The 20,216-nt window shown below is 34.7% G+C and carries 19 protein-coding genes; 12 read left to right on the top strand and 7 right to left on the bottom strand.

Annotated features, from left to right (window positions below):
- Positions 1–31: 31 nt before the first annotated feature.
- On the bottom strand, positions 32–1,681 hold the full coding sequence (tfrA, locus tag AAGU07_RS09645) for a fumarate reductase (CoM/CoB) subunit TfrA (RefSeq protein WP_342458889.1): 1,650 nt from the start codon (positions 1,679–1,681) through the stop codon (positions 32–34).
- A 289-nt stretch (positions 1,682–1,970) separates the two neighbouring features.
- Here tfrA and sepS point away from each other — a divergent pair, with 289 nt between their 5' ends.
- The 5 genes from sepS to AAGU07_RS09620 all read left to right on the top strand — a co-directional run bounded on the left by sepS (position 1,971) and on the right by AAGU07_RS09620 (position 6,444).
- Positions 1,971–3,566 carry an O-phosphoserine--tRNA ligase gene (sepS, locus tag AAGU07_RS09640; protein ID WP_342459368.1) on the top strand — a complete coding sequence of 532 codons (1,596 nt, stop codon included), beginning with the start codon at positions 1,971–1,973 and terminating at the stop codon, positions 3,564–3,566.
- A gap of 28 nt (positions 3,567–3,594) precedes the next feature.
- Positions 3,595–4,227: an endonuclease V gene (locus AAGU07_RS09635; protein ID WP_342458888.1), complete on the top strand. Its 633-nt coding sequence runs from the start codon at positions 3,595–3,597 to the stop codon at positions 4,225–4,227.
- 135 nt (positions 4,228–4,362) lie between these two features.
- Positions 4,363–4,743, top strand: a complete 381-nt coding sequence (locus AAGU07_RS09630) for a DUF120 domain-containing protein (RefSeq protein ID WP_342458887.1) — start codon at positions 4,363–4,365, stop codon at positions 4,741–4,743.
- Positions 4,744–4,855: 112 nt separating this feature from the next.
- Positions 4,856–5,539, top strand: a complete 684-nt coding sequence (gene ribB, locus AAGU07_RS09625; protein WP_342458886.1) for a 3,4-dihydroxy-2-butanone-4-phosphate synthase — start codon at positions 4,856–4,858, stop codon at positions 5,537–5,539.
- A 638-nt stretch (positions 5,540–6,177) separates the two neighbouring features.
- Positions 6,178–6,444 (top strand): hypothetical protein, encoded by a 267-nt coding sequence (locus AAGU07_RS09620; RefSeq protein WP_342458885.1) that lies wholly within the window; start codon positions 6,178–6,180, stop codon positions 6,442–6,444.
- 25 nt (positions 6,445–6,469) lie between these two features.
- Here AAGU07_RS09620 and AAGU07_RS09615 read toward each other — a convergent pair whose 3' ends face one another.
- Together AAGU07_RS09615 and gatA are read right to left on the bottom strand one after the other, a co-directional pair.
- Complete coding sequence (locus AAGU07_RS09615) at positions 6,470–7,972, bottom strand: AAA family ATPase (protein WP_342458884.1); 1,503 nt, start codon at positions 7,970–7,972, stop codon at positions 6,470–6,472.
- A 30-nt stretch (positions 7,973–8,002) separates the two neighbouring features.
- Positions 8,003–9,373, bottom strand: a complete 1,371-nt coding sequence (gene gatA / locus AAGU07_RS09610) for an Asp-tRNA(Asn)/Glu-tRNA(Gln) amidotransferase subunit GatA (protein WP_342458883.1) — start codon at positions 9,371–9,373, stop codon at positions 8,003–8,005.
- A 672-nt stretch (positions 9,374–10,045) separates the two neighbouring features.
- Between gatA and AAGU07_RS09605 the strand changes: the two genes are divergently transcribed.
- Positions 10,046–11,038 (top strand): hypothetical protein, encoded by a 993-nt coding sequence (locus AAGU07_RS09605; protein WP_342458882.1) that lies wholly within the window; start codon positions 10,046–10,048, stop codon positions 11,036–11,038.
- 78 nt (positions 11,039–11,116) lie between these two features.
- Here the strand turns inward: AAGU07_RS09605 and AAGU07_RS09600 are convergent, their stop codons facing one another.
- A complete protein-coding gene (locus AAGU07_RS09600; RefSeq protein WP_342458881.1) occupies positions 11,117–11,896 on the bottom strand; it encodes a heparan-alpha-glucosaminide N-acetyltransferase in 780 nt (259 codons plus the stop codon).
- A gap of 366 nt (positions 11,897–12,262) precedes the next feature.
- Between AAGU07_RS09600 and AAGU07_RS09595 the strand changes: the two genes are divergently transcribed.
- The 4 genes from AAGU07_RS09595 to AAGU07_RS09580 all read left to right on the top strand — a co-directional run bounded on the left by AAGU07_RS09595 (position 12,263) and on the right by AAGU07_RS09580 (position 16,050).
- Positions 12,263–13,801 carry an MFS transporter gene (locus AAGU07_RS09595; protein ID WP_342458880.1) on the top strand — a complete coding sequence of 513 codons (1,539 nt, stop codon included), beginning with the start codon at positions 12,263–12,265 and terminating at the stop codon, positions 13,799–13,801.
- A gap of 127 nt (positions 13,802–13,928) precedes the next feature.
- Complete coding sequence (gene ala, locus AAGU07_RS09590; RefSeq protein WP_342458879.1) at positions 13,929–14,921, top strand: alanine dehydrogenase; 993 nt, start codon at positions 13,929–13,931, stop codon at positions 14,919–14,921.
- Between the two features lie 149 nt (positions 14,922–15,070).
- Positions 15,071–15,232, top strand: coding sequence for a hypothetical protein (locus tag AAGU07_RS09585; RefSeq protein ID WP_342458878.1), 162 nt, complete (start codon positions 15,071–15,073; stop codon positions 15,230–15,232).
- A gap of 182 nt (positions 15,233–15,414) precedes the next feature.
- On the top strand, positions 15,415–16,050 hold the full coding sequence (locus AAGU07_RS09580) for a LysE family translocator (protein WP_342458877.1): 636 nt from the start codon (positions 15,415–15,417) through the stop codon (positions 16,048–16,050).
- Between the two features lie 83 nt (positions 16,051–16,133).
- Here the strand turns inward: AAGU07_RS09580 and AAGU07_RS09575 are convergent, their stop codons facing one another.
- Together AAGU07_RS09575 and AAGU07_RS09570 are read right to left on the bottom strand one after the other, a co-directional pair.
- A complete protein-coding gene (locus AAGU07_RS09575) occupies positions 16,134–16,283 on the bottom strand; it encodes a hypothetical protein (protein WP_342458876.1) in 150 nt (49 codons plus the stop codon).
- 290 nt (positions 16,284–16,573) lie between these two features.
- The gene (locus AAGU07_RS09570) at positions 16,574–17,101 is read right to left on the bottom strand and encodes a hypothetical protein (RefSeq protein WP_342458875.1); all 528 of its coding nucleotides are present in this window, start codon (positions 17,099–17,101) and stop codon (positions 16,574–16,576) included.
- A gap of 663 nt (positions 17,102–17,764) precedes the next feature.
- Between AAGU07_RS09570 and AAGU07_RS09565 the strand changes: the two genes are divergently transcribed.
- A complete protein-coding gene (locus AAGU07_RS09565; protein WP_342458874.1) occupies positions 17,765–18,553 on the top strand; it encodes an HAD family hydrolase in 789 nt (262 codons plus the stop codon).
- 137 nt (positions 18,554–18,690) lie between these two features.
- The gene (gene budA / locus AAGU07_RS09560) at positions 18,691–19,416 is read left to right on the top strand and encodes an acetolactate decarboxylase (protein ID WP_342458873.1); all 726 of its coding nucleotides are present in this window, start codon (positions 18,691–18,693) and stop codon (positions 19,414–19,416) included.
- A gap of 107 nt (positions 19,417–19,523) precedes the next feature.
- Here the strand turns inward: budA and AAGU07_RS09555 are convergent, their stop codons facing one another.
- Positions 19,524–20,126 (bottom strand): TMEM175 family protein, encoded by a 603-nt coding sequence (locus tag AAGU07_RS09555; protein WP_342458872.1) that lies wholly within the window; start codon positions 20,124–20,126, stop codon positions 19,524–19,526.
- Positions 20,127–20,216: the final 90 nt, after the last annotated feature.

The following is a 20,216-nucleotide window of genomic DNA, read 5'->3' as shown; positions in this document are numbered from 1 at the left end:
AAAAAAATAGTTAAATTAATTATTTAACTGTTTACCTTTCAATAAACTTCAGTCGTCCGCTCTTATTGAAAACAATACTCTTTTTCCAGTCATCGCTCGTTTCAGGATAGTCTTCCCTGTAGTGAGATCCCCTGCTTTCACGGCGTAAAAATGCAGCCTTTGTAACAATTTCTGCCACATCAAGCATTATAAATGCTTCAAGGGCATCTTGAAGGTCTTTATTAAAGCCCATGCCTCCAGGTACTTTCATGTCCGGAAGCATTTCTTTAAGCTCTTTTATCCTCTTTAACGCGGCCATTAAACCTTCTTGATTCCTTATTATAGCCACGTCTTTCCACATGACTTCTTCAAGCTCTTTCTTAATCTCAAAGGGATATACTGTACCCTCCTTAATAAGGCCTGAAATCCTTGCATCTTCCGCGTCAACAAAAGCATCATTTGACAGTAACTCACTATCTAAAGCATTTTTAGCAGCGGCTTCACCTGCCCTTTTTCCAAATACTTGAGTATCAGCCAGTGCATTTCCACCAAGCCTGTTTGCACCGTGTATACCTCCAGCGGCTTCACCTGCTGCAAATAAATTACCTACTGTGGTTTCGCCGTTTTCAGTTATTCTTACACCGCCCATGAAATGGTGCGCTGTTGGTGCCACTTCCATTGGCTCTTTTCTTATATCCACACCAACATCCAGGAACTGTGCAAGCATTGTCTCAAGCTTCTCTTCAATAACTTCTGCTGGAAGATGTGTCACATCAAGGTAAACTCCACCTTTTGCGGTTCCTCTTCCTTCCCTTATCTCATTGTATATAGCCCTTGCCACTACATCACGGGTTGCAAGTTCCTTTCGAGGGTCGTATTTTTCCATGAACCTTTCGCCTTCAGAGTTTAAGAGAATTCCACCTTCTCCCCTCACAGCTTCAGTTACAAGGACTCCTTTTCTGGATTCAGGATGTATCATTCCTGTTGGGTGGAACTGCACCTGCTCCATATCCAGTAAATCTGCGCCTGCATTGTATGCAATGAAGTAGCCGTCCCCAGTTTTCTGTAATGTGTTTGAAGTAACAGGGTATAACCAGCCTGCCCCTCCACTTCCAAGAATTACAGATTTAGCTTTAAATACCATAAGTTTAGAGTCTTTAAGTGATAATCCACATGCCCCTATGACGTTCCGGCCGGTTTCATCCATGATAAGAGACGTGATCATTATCTCATCCATGGTTTTGATACCTCGCTTTGTTACTTCTTCTTTTAAACCCAGCATCATTTCATGGCCAGTTCTATCTCCCTGGAAGCACGTACGCCTGTAACTTTGACCTCCGAATGGGCGCTGGTTAATCTGTCCTGATTCCTGCCTGTCAAAAAGAGCACCATAGCTTTCAAGCTCAATTAACCTCTGCGGTGCTTCTTCTACCAGAATTCTTACCAGGTTAGAATCGTTTAGATAGCCCCCGCCTTTAAGGGTGTCTTCAAAATGAGCTTCAACAGTGTCCTCACAATCAACTGCTCCAAAAGCAGCGTTGTATCCGCCTTCTGCCAGTGTTGTACAACCCGACTTAAATGTTAACCCTTTTGATACTATTATAGTGTTTAAATCATATTTAGAAGCTTCTATTCCTGCCCTACAGCCTGCTCCTCCAGAGCCTATAATTAGAACGTCGCATTCGTATACTTCTCTTTCCATGATTTTACTATATTGCCCATTTAATTTAAATATTATTAAAAATAATATAAAAAAGCTCTAAGAGACTCTTTTTTAAAAATATAATGAATTAAATTTAAATTATTGTTAAAAATCGCCCTATTTAAGTTATTTTGAGGCATTTAAGTCCATATAACGCTATTTAACTTTGATTATGCTCAATATACATAACTAAATATAAAAGGGATCAGCACGAAATTTCTATTTAAATATTTAATCAATGATTCAATTTGATAATACTTTTTAATTATTTTAATCAGGAGGCATTTCTCTGGATAAAAAGAAACTAGTAAAGCTTGCAAAGAAAGATTTCGAAAAAGCGTGGACAATGACCTCAAAAACATTGCATAAACCCCATCATGATGAGGAATATCCTCGAATACACTTAAAAACAGGACAAAGTCACATGCTCTATGATACTGTTGCACAGTTAAGGCGAGCATATCTTAATTTAGGGTTCAATGAAGCTGTAAATCCTGTTTTCATTGAAGAAGAACATATCTACAAACAGTTCGGCCCTGAGGCTCCCGCTGTTTTAGACAGGTGTTTCTATACTGCCGGGCTTCCAAGACCCGATATTGGAATTGGAATGGATAAAATTGAAAAGATCAAAAAAATGGGAGTAGATCTTGACGATGCAAAGATAGACGGCCTGAAAGAAGTGTTTAGAGGGTATAAAAAGGGAGATGTAAGTGGAGACGACCTGGTTTTAGAAGTTTCACAGGCCCTAAATGTTAAAAATAATATGGGGCTCCGTATTCTGGAAAAAATCTTTCCAGAAATCCGTGAATTAACACCTATAGCTCATAAAACAACTTTAAGGTCACATATGACATCAGGATGGTTCATAACACTCCAAAATATCCATAATAAAAGACAATTACCTATAAAACTCTTCTCAATTGACAGGTGTTTCAGAAGGGAACAAAGGGAAGATGCAAGTCACCTTACAACATATCACTCAGCTTCATGTGTTATTGTGGATGATGAAATATCTTTAGACATGGGAAAAGCGGTGTCTGAAAGTTTACTGGAATACTTTGGGTTTGAAAAGTTCAAATTCACGCCTGATGAGAAAAAATCAAAATATTACATAGCAGGTACCCAGACAGAAGTTTATGGTTATCACCCTAAACTCAAAGAATGGGTGGAAGTCGCCACATTTGGAATGTACTCACCAATTGCACTTGCAAAATACGGAATAGATAAGGACGTCATGAATTTAGGAGTGGGTGTTGAAAGGATTGCAATGCTTCTTTATAACCAGACGGATGTCAGGGAAATGGTTTACCCACAAACCTATGGAACGTGGAAGCTTTCAGACCGTGACCTTGCAACAATGCTCAGAATAAACTATTATCCTGCAACAAATGAAGGACAAAGCTTAATGAATGACCTGGTTGCTGCCTTTAAAGAACACGGCGATACACCTTCACCATGCGAATTTACTGCATTTGAAGGTGAATTCTTAGGCAAAGATATAGAAGTTAAAGTGGTGGAACCTGAAAAAGGTACAAAGCTTTTAGGGCCTGCAGCATGGAATACAGTGTATATCAATCAGGGAGACATAATTGGAGTCCCTGCAAAAGATGTCACTGATGAAAATGCGTTAAATGCACTTGAAAATGGGATATCAACTGAAATAACTTACATGGGCGGCATATGTGCTGATGCTGCCTACAAAATTGAAGAAATGGTCGTAAGCGGAGCTGGAGAAGTCACATTAAGGGTACCCATATCAAGATCCATTTCTGACATTAATTTAAGACTAGAAGAGGTGGCTTTAAACTACATAACAAGTAAAAATAAAGCCATAGATGTAAGAGGGCCAGTATTCTGTACCATAACATGTACACTTAAAGAATAGCTCCTTTATTTTTTATTTTTTAACCATTATGTGTTCCTATAATTTCAACCAAAAGCTTGCAGAAATTCAATACAGTCTATCAAAAAAGATAATAGAACAGGACAGCTTTGGAAATCTCCAAACAGTTGCAGGAGCAGATGTATCCTTCCAAAAAGATAACTTTGCAGTTGCAGCAGCAGTTGTAATTGATCTAGATAATCTTAAGATCATAGATGCAAAAACACTTGAAGTTGAACTTTTATTTCCTTATATTTCCGGATTTTTAGGGTTTAGAGAAGCAGATGCTGTAATTTCTGTTTTAAGAAAATTAAATAGCCATTTTGATGTTTTAATGGTGAATGGGCATGGCATAATGCATCCTAGAGGTTTTGGCCTTGCATCCCATGTCGGGCTTCTTATGGATACACCAACAGTTGGGGTCGCCAAAAAATTAATTAAAGGAAACTACAAATATACAGATGGTAATTCATTGAAAACCGTAGAATTTATGGATAAACCCGTGGGAGCATGTGATAAGCAAAAATGCATTAGTGTTGGGCATAAACTATCCCTAAAAACTGCAGTTGACATTGTACTAAAAACATCCATATTTAAAATGCCAGAACCAGTAAGACAGGCCCATATTTTAGCTACAAATACCATGAAAGGTAAAATTAAATGATTAGTTTTTGAATTTTGATTATAATGGTTAAAAAGTAAACCATGAATATTTACAGCACTGCTCTAAAAATATCAGCAAATACTATAAATATTATTAAGCCAGATTGGAGAATTAATATCAAAGTAACGTGATACAATGGATATTAAAGGAATTGTAACTTCCGGACAAGGAAAAGGGGCTTATTTTATGTCCCTACCAGTATATAAAACTCAATTTGAAAAACAGCTCAATTTCAGCCCATTTCCCGGCACCTTAAATGTAAAAATAAGTGAATGGGAAATCAACATAATCCACAATATCGATGAAGATAAGCTGAAAATCATTGAAGGTAAAGAAAATTTTGGAGATGTTCTACTTATACACGCCACCTTAAACGATGAAATAGAAGGGGCAATTGTTTTTCCCAAAAAAACCACCCATAAAGAAAATATTCTCGAATTTATAACTTCTAAAAACATCAAAGAAACAACTGGAATTAAAAATGGAGATTCTGTTAAAATTACCCTTAAATACTAAATTTTTAATTTATGTTTTTGTTTACCCAAACTATTAAGTATAAGATATATGATGTATTCTATATCGACTTATTAAATTTATAAAATAATTAAAAAAAAGGAGTTACCACCAAATGATAGAAGACGCAATTAAAGCATTTAAAGACGGAAAAATCGTCTTAATATTTGACAATGATAACAGGGAAAGGGAAACCGATATGATCATTGCCGCTGAACACATGACCACCCAACACATGACAACCATCAGGAACGATGCAGGAGGTCTTGTTTGTGTCCCTCTTTCAGCAGAAGTTTCAGATAAACTTGGAATCCCCTTTATGACAGACATAATGGATGCAGCAACTGAAAAATATCCTGTACTTGGCGAATTATCACCAAATGACATACCATACGATGAAAAATCAGCATTTTCAATAACAGTAAACCACAGGAAAACATTCACAGGCATAACAGACAGCGACAGGGCATGTACCATAAAAGAATTAGCCCTTCTATGTAAAAATGAAGAGTTCGACGACTTTGGAAAGAATTTCAGAGCTCCAGGACACGTTACCTTACTTAGAGCTACTGAAGGACACGTACTTAAAAGGCAGGGCCATACTGAAATGAGTATAGCTCTTGCAGAAATGGCAGGGACTACACCTGTAGCTGTCTGCTGTGAAATGATGGACGACGAAACCGGTGGCTCCATGACCACTGACAAAGTCGCAAAATATGCTGAAGAGAAAGGGCTCATCTTTTTAAGCGGTGATGAAGTCATAAAAGCATACCACGAATTTAAAGAAACCCAGGAATAAGTTAGTTAATTTTTAAAGGCATACGCCTTTAACGATTTTTCATTTTTAAAATATTGAATTCTATTTTACTAAAATCAGATAAAAATACCACATTAATGTAAATATCCCTTAATTTTTGAAATCCCATTGAAAAATGGCAGAGTATTACACTTATTTTAAGCCCCTATCACCCTTTAAATTATATTATCCAATTTATTTTAAATTTACATTATTAATCATGGGCTATTTTTTGATTTGGTTCTATTTAGGGGTTTATTTGGTAAAAATTTGGGTGTAAATCGGAAATAAATATTTATTTTTAAAGCGCCTTAGATTAAAATGAAGTTAGATCAAAACAAGGAGGTGATAAAGGCAAGAATATTGTAAAAAAAATTGCGTTAATATGTTTACTTATACTGGTTGGTACTTTACCGGTATTTGCTGCTAATTCAACCAGTATAAATCATGAAAAGCTACAAACAAAACATCCACAAACATCAAGCCAAAACAACAGCACCATTGTAACTGGCTTAAAAAAAATACATTCAATATTTACTCAAAACGAGGACCTTCAAAAGGATATAGAAAAAATATACGATGACCTGAATAAAGAACACACACCACGAAACAGAGACCCCCGAACAGAAATAAAAAATTCAATGAAAAATGAAATTAAAACACAGTATATTAACTCAGTAAATCAAATAAATAACAACAGTACTCAGATAGAATCGCTGATTAAAAAGAACAACAATCTAAAAAAAGAAATAAACAACTTAGAAGCAGTATATGAAACAACGAATCAGAAAATCAATTCGACTAAAAGTGAGATAAACAGCAACAGTTCAGAGATAGAATCACTGATTAACCAGAATAAGGAGTTAATGGAAAAAATACAAAATATAGATGAAAATTCAACAGATTAATCTGAAACCTATTTTTTTATATTTTTTAAAATTTAGAAACTATTTCTTTATAGGACAAATAACCGCTGAATTCAGGAATTTCAGCCATTTTAAGGATTTGATCCATATTTAAATGTTCTTCAACTGTTTTCATAGCATTTAAACAGAACTCTTCCAGTTTAATTTCTACTTCAGGAGTATTGCCCCTTTCGGTCATTTTTACCTTGGGAACTTCAGCTATAACATTTTTACCTGTCATTTTGGTTATGTAAGCTGATGAAACCTTTGAAATAGACTTATCGTAAACCCTATTTAAGATAACACCACTTGTCTGAACTCCAAGTTTGTCCATTATGCCTACATGACCAACTATATCCACCGCTGCAGTTTCAATTCCGCCTTTACTGCATGATGAGACCATAATAACTGGAATATTTGCAGCCTTTGCAATTTCAGCCGACGAAAATGGAGTTTTTTCGTTTAATAGTCCTGTAAATGCACTCATAACTCCTTCAATCAAAACAAGGTCATAATTTTGATTTTTTAGGTCCTTAAGGACATTTTCTAAGTCCATCCATCCAAGTCCGCCTATTTGAATAGATGAGAATTTTTCCATATTTTCTTTATTCAAGTAAAGTGAAGGCACTAAATCCCTTATATCCGGCCCTACTTTTAACACGAAAACCCGATAACCTCTTTTTCGCAAAGTCCCCACGATTCCTGTTGTCAAGAATGTTTTTCCAGAATCTGAACCAGTGCCTACCATCATCAGAACCTTCGGAAGCTCCAGGTTAGAGGGATTTACTGGAGAATTCAATGAGTTGGCAGAGATATTCGTATCTATACCTATTTCGCTTCTAATTTTCTTTGAAAGCTCCGTATTCTTCTCTTTAATCTCCAAAATATCTTTTTCAGTTGCACCTATAAATTCAAGGATATTATCTACAAGTGCAGGATTCTCATCGAGGCACCCATGAACCATCGTACCAGTGACATTCCCTTCATCATTTCTAGCTCCAGATAATATTTTACGAGGATTATTTTGATAATCTGTTCTTTTAACTGTGCTTAAAAAAAGAGGGGCAGCATTTCCTTCAATTAACCCGTAAGTATGGCAGTGAAAACCTGTAACAGTCTCTCCATCCATACCCTTAGTCAAAAATGAATCATCAAGAATTTCAGCTTCAACTCTATCTGTTCCGATCATAGGGCGAAACGACACGTCCAGAATTCCAAGGCCTTCCCTTTCAATAGGGCACGGAGAACGTCTGCCTATATCCGTTTTATTTGCAAGCAGCTGGAATCCAGAGCACATCCCAAAAATAAATTTTCCATCATGATTCATTTTCATGACTTCCTTTTTGAGATCTTCTCCAACACTTTGTGATTCAACTATGCTCCCACCAGGTATTATAAGCCCGTCAAGTACATCACTGGCTTTTTGACCGTTGACCCGGCCATTTTCTTTCACAATATGTGTTGGTAGTTCACCGAAATTCTCAAAAAGGGGCAGCGCACCTTTTACATACAGGAGACCTATTTTTTTCATTGTTTCCACGCTGAAAAATAAAAAATTTGGTTAAATCTGTTCAAGTCCCGCCATTAACTGAATAATTTTAGCATCATCTAATGGTTTTCCCTGAATCTGGAGTCCAACTGGTATTCCATCAACTTCTCCAGCCTTCATACTTGCTGCTGGAATTCCTGCAAGGTTTGCTATAACTGTCAGGACATCGTAAGCATACATTTCCATTGTATCCAGTGATTCACCAAGTTTGTGAGGGAGTTTTGGAACTGTTGGGCCTATTATTACATCCACACCGCCTAAAAGCTTAGTTATTTCTCTTCTAATTAATGATCTTGCCTGCAGTGCTTTTTTGTAGTATTTTCCGCTGTATTCTTTCTGGCTGATATATGAACCTATGTGAATTCTCCTTAAAACTTCATCTCCACATACATCTTCAATTCTGTAACCATATTTTCGGCCGTCGTATTTTCTTGTTGCAGAGAAAAATTCAACATAGTTTATGAGGTAGTAGGTAGGTAGACATAAATCAATATAGTCGAAGCTTAATTCCACTACTTCGGCCCCTGCTTCTGTCATTTTATCGATCTGCTCTTCAATTATATTGACTATCTTATCATCAGAAACATCAAAGAACTCTTTTACTACACCTACCTTCATTCCTTTGAGAGCATCCTGTGACTTTTCAGTTATACCTTCAAAATCAGGAGTATCTTTCAGGCTTGTGCATTCAATTGGGTCGTATCCTGCAATTGTATCAAGCATTAAAGCGATTCCACCAGCGTCCTGAGCAAAAGGCCCGATCTGGTCAAGACTCATTGCAAGATCAAGTAATCCTTGTCTCGATACTACACCATAAGTTGGTTTAAATCCCATAACTCCACAGTGAGATGCAGGGTTTCTTATGGATCCACCAGTATCAGATCCTAATGAGAGATCACACATTTCTGCTGCAACTGCAGCTGCACTTCCCCCGCTTGAACCTCCTGGAATTCTTCCAGGTGCGGCAGGGTTTTCTGTGTATCCAAAGTAGGATGTTTCAGTGGAACTTCCAGCTGCAAACTCGTCCATGTTGGTCACACCAAGAATTATGCCGTCCTGTTCTTTTATTCGGTTTACAACAGTGGCATTGTAGCTTCCAATGTAGTTTTCAAGGGTTTTTGAAGCTGCTGTGATCTTAAAATCTTCAATGTTGATGTTGCTTTTTATCCCAACAGCGAGCCCTGCAAGCTTTCCTACTTCAGCGCCTTTTTCAATTTTAGAATCGATTTTCTCTGCTGCCTGGATCGCTTCATCTTCTTTTATTTCTAAAAAAGCATTTATACTGTCGTTTTTCTTATTTATTGTTTTTAAAAAGCTTTCTACATTCTCTAAAGCTGTTATTTCATGATTTTTAATTGAACGTTCTTTATTTAAAAGACTCATGGCCACACCTTACTGTTTAATAATAAAATGATCATTTGAATATCAATAAATCGTGCTTGTGCTTTATCTATTAAAATAATTTATTTATAGTTATACTAAATAGTTTCTCATTACATTGAAATATCATTTTAATTGAATTAAAGAGCATAAGAATGAATTTAATAGGGTATTTCCTACAAATTATCTAAAATTCATAGTTCAGAAAGTTATGTTATTCACTGCAATCAATATAATATGTTAGTTATCTAGGTTATAATAAATATCAGTTGCGAATATAAAAATTTAAATCATTGAATTAAAACTAATGCCTTTCGAATTTAATCTTAAAACCATATTAAATGCATGAAGTTTCCATAAAATCCCTACATTAGAAGAATTCGTTATTTCCAGATAATCTGACTCACGTTCACAATATGATAAGCAGGTTAGATATCCATTATTTACTATATATAAAGCTTAAAATCTCATTATTTAACTATTAAACTTATTTATATATATTTTATGCCCCATACATTTCTAAAAGAATATATAATACCAATATAATGAATAAAATATTATATTTAATGTAACAAGAGCTCTAAACCGCCTCTATCAAAACAGATTATTTTATTAAAAAGTTTTAATATAATACATACTGCAATTACTGAAAATTACGTGGGGGTAAATAAAATTTTGAAATTGCAAGAAATAATTCTTGTAACTGTTCTATTTGCATCCTTTTTATTTTTAATTGGAACTGCTGCAGCAGCAGACAATAATGACTCATTTAATTTGGATAATCACACAACCTACAATAACCATTTAACAAATGAAACTAATTTTACCAGTGTTAATTCCACAGGGATTAAAAAAGCTTCTCAAACTATAAAAACAAGCAGCGGGTGTTGTTCTGTTTTGGTTCATGTTAAAAAAGGGGTAGACTTATTCTCATATAGAAGAGATTCCACCTACGCCGCAAATCTCCATATCATAAAAACAAAGTGGTATGGAAAAGAAGCAGTTAAAGAATATAAAACAACCAATGGGTATTTTTTTCACACTATTATCACCAGGAATGGTTGGATAGTTTCAACTGGGGGTCCAGATATTGTCTGGATAACCAAAAAGCTGGAAAGTATTGCGGGACGGGCTTCAGTAAGAGGACATATTAAAAAAGCCGATATAAACAGTGCTTATGCACTGCTAAAGAAAGAAGGACTCGGACATTTCCTTATTAAGGACCCTTCCGGTAATGTCGGCCTGGTCACCTACAATTATGGACGCTCCAAAACCAAACTCTTTAAAATGAAAGATGGAGAATATGTAGTTGTTCCTAACAGCCCTACTTATTACAGACAGGGCATTATCCCTAAAAAATCTGTCTCCGTAGCATCAGCAATATATCTTGCAGGTACTGACAGATATGGAGTTAACAGGCGTAATGTAATCACCTACAGAGTCAATGTCTCCAATTCAACTGAAGTTAAAGTATGGGCATCCTACGACGGCGGAAAATTAATTAAAAGGTATAGAGGAAAACCAGACAATATCTTCTTTGGAAGCCGTAAAATATATTCAAAAACATTGCCACGGATTCCTTCAAAAAAATATATAGGCACAGTAACCCTGAGAAGCTATAACAAATTATCAGTTCCAGTCACCAGACCTGCAACAGCAAAAACCTGATTATCCACTTATGGAGTCTACCTATTATTAAAAGACCTAAACATAGTGAGTAAATGAACTTAGAACCATTTATGCACGTTAAAGAGTAGGAAAAAAATAACTGAGATCTATAAAGCCAAAAAGAAGCAGCAGTATAATTATTATCGGCTGGTGAATTAAATAAATAAGCAGCGAATGCTTCCCTAAAAAGCTTGACACCTTCACAACCAGATTATTGGACAGATCAGGCAGTTCAAACTGCCTCACATATTTTTCATAGAGTGTGTTTCCAAGAAATATCCCAAAGGAAACTGCTCCCAACCACGGCAGCAGTGGGAAATAGTCTACAGTGTAAAAATTATTTGGAGTAAATCCAAGCCATAAAAGGCTATAAAAATCAAACCTAAAGCGCATTAATATAATTCCTGCCACGATAAATGCCAGACCCAAAAACAGGTTAAAATATTTACGTTTTATAAACACATATTCCAGGATTATAGCTATTCCTATAAAATGGAGAATTCCAAACACGATGAAACCGTCTCCAATAAAAATATAGGTAGCAGCAGTAATTAAAAGCCCGTAGGAAAATATTTTAAGCCCCCTCTTTAAATACTTCAAAAAAAGCTCTTTTTCAGTTGGACGGTTGCTTGAAATGGTTGTCCTTGCGTAACTAAGACTTAAAGATACTCCCACCAAGAAGATGAATATAGATGCAGTTACACGCGCAAACCACCATAAAAATCCAGAGTACATGTTGAAACTGTAAATTCCAAAATAGTTCAGGTCAAATATGAAATGGAACACTACCATCATTACTATGGCAAGCCCACGCAGGGAGTCAACTTCCCAAAAACGTTTATTTAGATTGGAATTCATTTAAATACCCTTTAAACATGGAAATCTATATCATTGACTTAAAATTCAGTTAAATATTGATTTATTTTAAAACAAATTTAAGTTTATTTAAAAAATAGTTTACGCTTTAATAATATTTAAATTTATAAATACTTTATTTAAGCTATTATTTTTTGATATTAAACTATTTTTAACCACCATATCCATTTAAATAATCTAAAAATAGGAATATATTTTTTTAAAACTATTTAGACATATATTCCCTTTTTTAATGTATAAAAATTAATCAAATGAAAAACAAAAATAGTAAGGACATGAAGTTGCGCTATTTGATTTGTTTAATATTTTAACTTCAATCATTACTTAAATCCGTGGAGGACATTTATAGTGGCGGAAAAATCAAAAAATGGATGGTTAACCCTTATAATTGTTACCCTATCTGTCTTTACCATAGTTATAGATAAAACATTTTTAAATGTAGCGATTTATACCTTAATAAGAGATTTGAGTACTACTATTCAAACTATTCAAGCCATAATCGCGATTTACTCCCTGGTTATGGCTTCATTAATGCTCTTTGGAGGAAAACTGCAGGATGTTTTTGGGAGGAAAAAAACATTCCTTATGGGTGCATCTATCTATGGAGCAGGTACAATAGTCGCAGCTTTAAGTATAAACAGCATCATGCTTCTGCTCGGATGGTCCATACTTGAAGGAGTAGGGGCTGCACTTATGATGCCTGCCACTACTTCCATAATCTCCGGAACTTACGGGGGAGAAAAAAGAGCCTTCGCACTGGGAATAATAAGTTCCATGGCTTCGGGAGCAGGGACTATCGGGCCAATTATAGGTGGATTTTTAACAACTTACTATTCCTGGCGTTACGCTTTTGCACTTGAACTGGTTATAATCATTGCGATACTCCTGTTTTCAAAAGAGATCGATGTATTCCCACCCGTTATAAAATGGCGTGAAATAGATGTTTTAGGGGCAATAAATTCTTCACTGGGCATATTTCTGCTGGTTGTTGGTGTGCTGCTACTTAACAACCCCTCAAGTTGGAACACTGCGATTTTATCCATTATAATTGGAATATTTCTCTTGATTATATTTTATTTCACCCAGAAAAGAAGGATTGAATGGAATAAAATGCCTTTGCTTGACATTACCCTATTTAAAGATCATTCTTTCACCTTAGGAAACATAACAAGATTAATAATGAATTTCACAATTGGAGGGGTGACTTTCGTTATTCCAGTGTTTTTACAGGGAGTTATAGGAACCAATCCATTAGTAACCGGTTTAACCCTGATACCTATGAGTATAGGCATTTTTACAATGTCATTTACAGCAGGAAAGGTTTCAACAAGAATGCAACCGCGTTATATACTTTCTATTGGATTTTTAGCATCTTTAGCCGGAAGCATATATTTGAGCCTTATTTTCAGTCCTTCCACAACGGTTATGGACATGATTCCGGGCGTACTATTCCTCGGAATAGGAATGGGAATTGTTTTCCCCCATTCAGCAAATATAATCTTTGCAGCTGCCAGGAGGGACCAACAGTCTGATGCGTCAGGAATCCTGAATACCGGCATTAACCTTGGTTCTTCACTTGGAACCGCTGTTCTGGGAGTAATATTAATACTTGGAAGTTTCGGTACTTTAGGAGGCGGATCCATGTACGATTTACCTGCAGGCAGTTCCTATGGAAATAATAATCAGAGATTGTTTGAGAAAGTAAGCGCTGTGAATATGCCTATTATAAAAGGGACAGGAGTAACTGAAGATCATCAAAAAACAAATGCTATGAAAGATGCATTTAATGTAGTAACCTTAATGCTAATTATAGGCTTAATATGCTCCATGTTAATACCAATAAAACCGACTAAACATGAGGAACACTGTGTTACCACGCATATTTGATTTTTTATTTATTAAATTCAAAATTATGGACCATATTTAGTTCACAAAACATGATATTTTCTACACAAATCGCTAAATTTAAGAAGTTATAACAACAAAAGATTACATAATTATATGAGGTGTACTTATGCCAGAGACAATACTTCTAAATCAAAGCCAGGTTAAAGAACTTACAACCATGAAAGAGACTATTAAAAATGTTGAAACTGCATATAAGTTTCATGCGGAGCGTAAAGTCCAGATGCCTCCCAAAGAATATATATTTTATAAAAAATTTAGGGGTGACCTCCGAATAATGCCATGTTTTATTCGTGGCCTAAATGAATCTGGAGTTAAAAATGTAAATGTGCATCCAGACAACCCCCGAAAACACAACCTGCCAACGGTCATGGCAATGATCGAGCTTGTAGACCCTAAAACAGGTTTTCCAGTTTCTGTAATGGATGGAACTTGGATCACAGATATGAGAACAGGTGCTGCAGCAGGAGTTGCCACAAAATACCTCGCAAGAGATAATTCTGAAATTTTAGGACTTGTAGGGGCTGGAGTTCAGGCAGAAACGGGACTTGAAGCTATAATGGAAGTAATAGACATTAAGGAAGTAAGGGTTTCCTGCAGAACCTGCCAAACAAGGGAATCATTTGCTCAAAAAGCCTCTGAAAAATATGGGATTCCTGTTAAAGCAGTTGATACTATAAAAGAAGCTGTACAAGGTGCTGACGTACTGTTGACCACCACACCTGCACGAGAACCTGTCGTTAAATCAAAATGGGTAGGCCCCGGGACTCATATTAATGCAATGGGGGCTGATGCTCCAGGTAAGCAGGAACTAGACAGCCATATACTCCAAAAATCTAAAATTATAATTGACTGCTGGGATCAGGCCAGCCACAGTGGTGAAATTAACATTCCAGTTCAAGAAGGTATTATACGACAAAATGACATCCACAGTAAAATTGGAGATGTAATAATAGGTTCCATTCCAGGTAGAACCTCAGATGAAGAGATTACAGTATTTGATTCAACAGGACTTGCAGTTCAGGACATAGTCACTGCATGGAACGTGTATGAGAAGGCTCTTCAAAAAGGCATCGGTCAAAAGATGAATTTCTTAGAATAACATTTTCATTTTTTTAAATAGGCTGTCCACTAATTCAAAATCTGGAAAAAATAATAATTTGAAGTATAAAAAAATCATGAGACAGCCTCTTCGATTCATACATAGTTAAATTTATCCGCATTAAAAACAAAGTACAGACTGGTGATGAAATGTTCGAAGAGAAAATTTATATAAACGAATTAATTAATAAAATGGGACATGTTTTCGAACGTTTTAGGTATTTGACACGGACCCGACCATTAAATGAAGACCAAATGAAAGTCATTAATTATCATTTATCCGAGATAATGAAAGTTTTAAATGAATATTAACATGGTAAATCCATGTTTTATCTATTTTTTGGTGTTGATCTTTTATTATACTGGAGTTTTTATGTGAATGTAAATTCAATATTAGTTAATAGTATTTAAGTTACAAATGGATTTTCATAATGATTTTTGCGGTTGAAAATTACAAATTTTCAAACAAAGAACCACCCATTTTAGTGATTTACTTGATTGAAATTGCGTTATTTGCATTAACTTCATTTGGAGTTGGATTATCTGGCGCATTAGTCCCAGGACCCATGTTCACTGTAACAGTTTCTGACTCTGTTAAAAAAGGGTTTAAAACAGGCCCCATGATTATCCTAGGCCACATAATGACAGAAATACTGATGATGATCGCCATTTTGGCAGGTTTAGGTCAGATTTTAGGTTCCCAAACTGCGGCTTTTATCATTGGAATATTTGGAGGTACAGTCCTCATATTTATGGGATACAGTACATCCAGATCAAATACCACTTTGTCAAATATCAAAACTAATGAAAACAGAACCCCAAAATACGGATCTTTTATTAAGGGAGTTATAACAAGTATTTCCAACCCTTATTTTTTTATATGGTGGGGAACCATTGGCCTGGCATTCATGTTTAAAGGACTCGCACTGGCAGGGATTATTGGAATTTTAGCATTTTCAATTGGCCACTGGTTAGCTGATCTTTCATGGTTCAGCGTAGTCTCGTTCGCATCAAGCAGAGGATCAAAATTCATGAGCGATGAAACATATAAGGCAGTAATGGTAATTTGCGGAGTATTCCTTATCCTACTTGGCGTCTATTTCATCGTTTCCCAGGTAAATCTGTTTTAAAACATATACATAAAATTTTAGAAAATATTCAGCCTGATTAATTAAATAGAATTATAAAAATTAGATTTATATACAAAATATAATTATTTCATCTTTTTATACTGAAAAATAAATTCACCTTTTCCTTTATCCTCAGTTACAGATTGTAAAACGTATTTACCCCTTAAGCCATTATTCAGCAAATTTCGAATTGTTGATGCTTTCTCATCTCCAACTTTAACTCTAATTTCCAACTATACCCTCCCCTTTCTTTATAATATAGTTGAATTTTATGATTATTATAATTTTATGTATTAAGAGTAATTATTATTGACTAAATTACGGATAAAATATTCAAATATTCCCTTAAATTCTATAAATAACCAAACAGATACCTATAAACAAAATTTTCTAATTTAATCAATCTATTTTATATATAAAAATAGTAATACGTACATTTAAGTCTTGTATTAGATTGAAGGAGGTATTAGAAAGTAAAGACGATAATACATCTATACTTTCTAATTTTATCTGATGTTTGATCTCATACTGGTGCATCAGAGTTAAATTTTAGGGATGTGAAATAGATTGTTGTTGTGTATGTATCCGGAGTTGTTCCATAAGGAATCTTTAACTGTAAATCCACGCCCATTCCTGAATTACTACTTCCCTGTTTTGGTTTTTTAAGCACACATGCTTTGGTGTATTGATCCGTTAATTCTCCAGCTGCGCCCAAACCTGGAATAATATATTTCAGATTAGACAAGCTTATCGTACTTGCTGTACTTGTACCTGTAAGGTCACCACTTGCTTTAATCCAGATTTCTGTGTCTACATTTGAGGGGTTTGCAAAATATACATTGTTAATGGTGATCTCATTAGTACCCTGAGATATGGGGCCAATAAATATTGTTGAACTATTTCCATAATTTGCTGAGACTGCAGTAGTCTCTGGTATAGTTACACTTACAGTTTGTGAAGATGTTGAAGAACCCTCTGCAGATGTAGGGAAGATAAATAGCATTATAACTACAAATAAAATAAGAAATTTAATAACCATTTCTAATTTCATTTCTTATCATCCTCTTCTGGATAAATAAACACTGTAATCACTAATGAATGAAATTTTATTACAGATTTGTGATTGCAGTCACAATACCAGCATAAAGTTACAACTGTTTTTATTACATTTTTGTGGCTTAAATTGCCAATTTATACAAAAAACGGGATTTTTATTATTAATTGGAATCCTGCCAATATTTTTAGCTATACAATCCCGGTTAATAGTATTATATTATTAAATATATATACTTATGTATTATTAATTTGTGATAATAGTCACATTTTAAAAATACAGTGTTATATCCATTGTTAGTATGTTTAATTCATTATTAACCATATATAACTTAAAAAATAGTTCTAAATCAGTTATAATGTCCAAAAAACCTAATTTATTTCTCCAATACGAATGCCCATAAAACATAGGGATGTTATAAATTATAAAATAGATTCCAATAAACAATAATGATAAATAATTTTTTTTACAATATTTATTGTAGTTAAATTATAATCAGGTGCAAAAATTTTTAGTACATCAAATGAAATGGTGAAATATTGAATTTAATCAATAAAATCATTACACTGGACTTTTTCAAACATTGTAAGTTCAATTAATTATGATCTGACTATAAAATTCATATCAAAAAATGATAATCTGCAAATAACAGTTGATAATATGAAAGCGATTGTATTCGATAATTCAGGGACACTTATTGAAAGATATAGAGCTGTGAAAGACCTTCAAACAGGCGAAATATTTGATACCATAAGTTCGCTGGATATTGTAGACAGCAGCAGTGCAAGAGCACTTGTAGTTATACAGACAGACCCTTCAAAGTGTATAATTAATGCAAAACCAGACCAGAGAATATGTCAGTTCATTAAAAGGAACGACATCCATATTGATATAAGCTATTCAACCGTTGAAATCAAAAAAAAGGAATTAATTGAAGCCATTACTGGCGATGAATCTAAAGTAAGTGATATCCAGGATACAATAAGGGCAGTAACAGCCAAAGGTTACAATATACAGGTATGCAGTGGATCTGGATTTATAGTGAATCTAAACAAGGGAAAAATTGAATTTATAGTCACTTCAGGAGGAAGAATATTCCCAGAAGTGCGAGATGTGGTTAAAGAACTGCAAAAAAGAGACATTCACATATTCATAGCCTCCGGAGATCGGAAAGGATCTTTAAAAGCGCTTGCAAGATACATTGGAATACCTGAAGAAAATGTTTTTGACACTGCAGACTCCTGGAAAAAGATGGAAATTGTAAAGGGACTTAAAAGGAACTATGACGTTATGATGGTTGGAAACAGTGTAAATGATGTTCTTGCCCTAAAAGAAGCAGATATTGGTGTTCTTACTGTACAGCAGAAAGAGAAGAATCCACAAATGGTTTACAACTCTGCAGATGTCATTGTGGAGAATATAAAAGAGATTCTGGATATTGATTTTTAAATTATAATAGTTTGAGTAACATTCATTAATTTTCAAAAACTATTCCTTTATCCAAAATTATACTGAAATTATATATAATTCATTCAATACAACATATCTCCATGGCAAAGAAATATTATCTATTTACAGGAATTTTAATGATATTAATTTTAGGGACAGGGGCCGTTTATGGTGCTTCTCTACAAGTAACAAATGATAATTCTATTTTCCAGGTATCCACGCTCAATTCATTATCTGAAGGCAAATTCGACGGGAACTGGACTACAGGAGAGTTAAGATCATATGGAGATACAGGAATAGGGACTTTCAATGGCCTGGATGGAGAAATGATCGAACTAAACGGTAACATATACCAAATAAAATCAAATGGAACTGTTTATCTTGTTAATGATTCTGCAAACACTCCATTTGCAATGACAGTGCCGTTTAAAACTGATAAAATACTTATTTTAAATTCAAGTATGAATTTAACACAGCTTGAACAGTTTTTAAATGCCACAGTGCCTTCTAAGAACATGTTCTATTCAATTAAGGTAATTGGAACTTTCGACAGTGTTAAAGCACGTAGTCCACCAAAACAAAACAAACCTTATCCTGATCTAACTACCGCCTTGGAAAATCAAACTATTTTCAATTTCAACAATATTACTGGAACTATGGTCGGGTTCTGGTGCCCGGAGTACGCAAGTGACGTGAACCTGAACGATTACCACTTCCACTTCATAAGTGAAGATAAAAATTCTGGAGGGCATGTTATAGACTGCCAGCTAAAGGGAGTAATAATTGAAATTGATTATATTCCGGAAGATAGTGTTTTGCTTTCAAACGGCAGCATTTTAAATGTGAATTCAAGTTCGAATTAGCCCTGTAAATTCTTTTTACATGGCTTAAACTATCATTTAAATTTTAAATGCCATCCTTGATAAACTGTTTAAAACCCTTTTTTTAATTTTTATATTAAAATACAAGCCTACGCCCTTATTATCCTTTTAATTAAGGGAATAGCCAGATATGTGAAAGTACTGAATGCCGGGATTATGAAAGATGCCCCAATTGCAATTAATGCCGCAATAGGCAGCATCAAATTTAATTTATTAAGCTCAATTATTTTTTCACGGCTTAATTCCTCTATAAAATCTTTTTTTGTTGCATAGTACCATATTAACCCTGAAAATATCCCAATTAAAAGTAGATTAATATTAAAAAATATATTTGCCGCCTGTGTCTCGCCGTAACTTCCCATAAGTGATGTGGAAAAGGGCACCAGCGCGACAAAAAGGAGCCATATAACAGTTATCCACAGCAGTACATTGTTAGCACGTTTAATCCTGTAAAACTGCTGGTGGTTTATCCTCCAGAAAATAGCCAGGATGACAAAACTCAGAGCATATGTAAATAAATCAGGTATTAAACCAATTAAATAGTCTTCAACAGCAATATTAGACATAGAATTTGTTAACTGAGGAATACTGAGGTTTAAAACCAGTAAAGTCAATGCGATTGCAAAAATCCCATCTACAAGAGTTTCAATACGGCTGGTTGTTTCCCATGCATCCTTATCCCCATATGCCATGCTGCACCTGCTTTAAAAATTTTTTAAAATAGTTTAAATTTTTGAATCTTTTATAAAAACATGCTGACTAATTCAGTTCTATCCAACATT

Origin of the sequence: Methanobacterium sp., assembly GCF_038562635.1 — an archaeon.
In the GTDB taxonomy this organism is placed as follows: domain Archaea; phylum Methanobacteriota; class Methanobacteria; order Methanobacteriales; family Methanobacteriaceae; genus Methanobacterium_D.
Note: the sequence above shows the minus strand (reverse complement) of the source record. Positions and strands in the feature narration are given on the sequence as shown.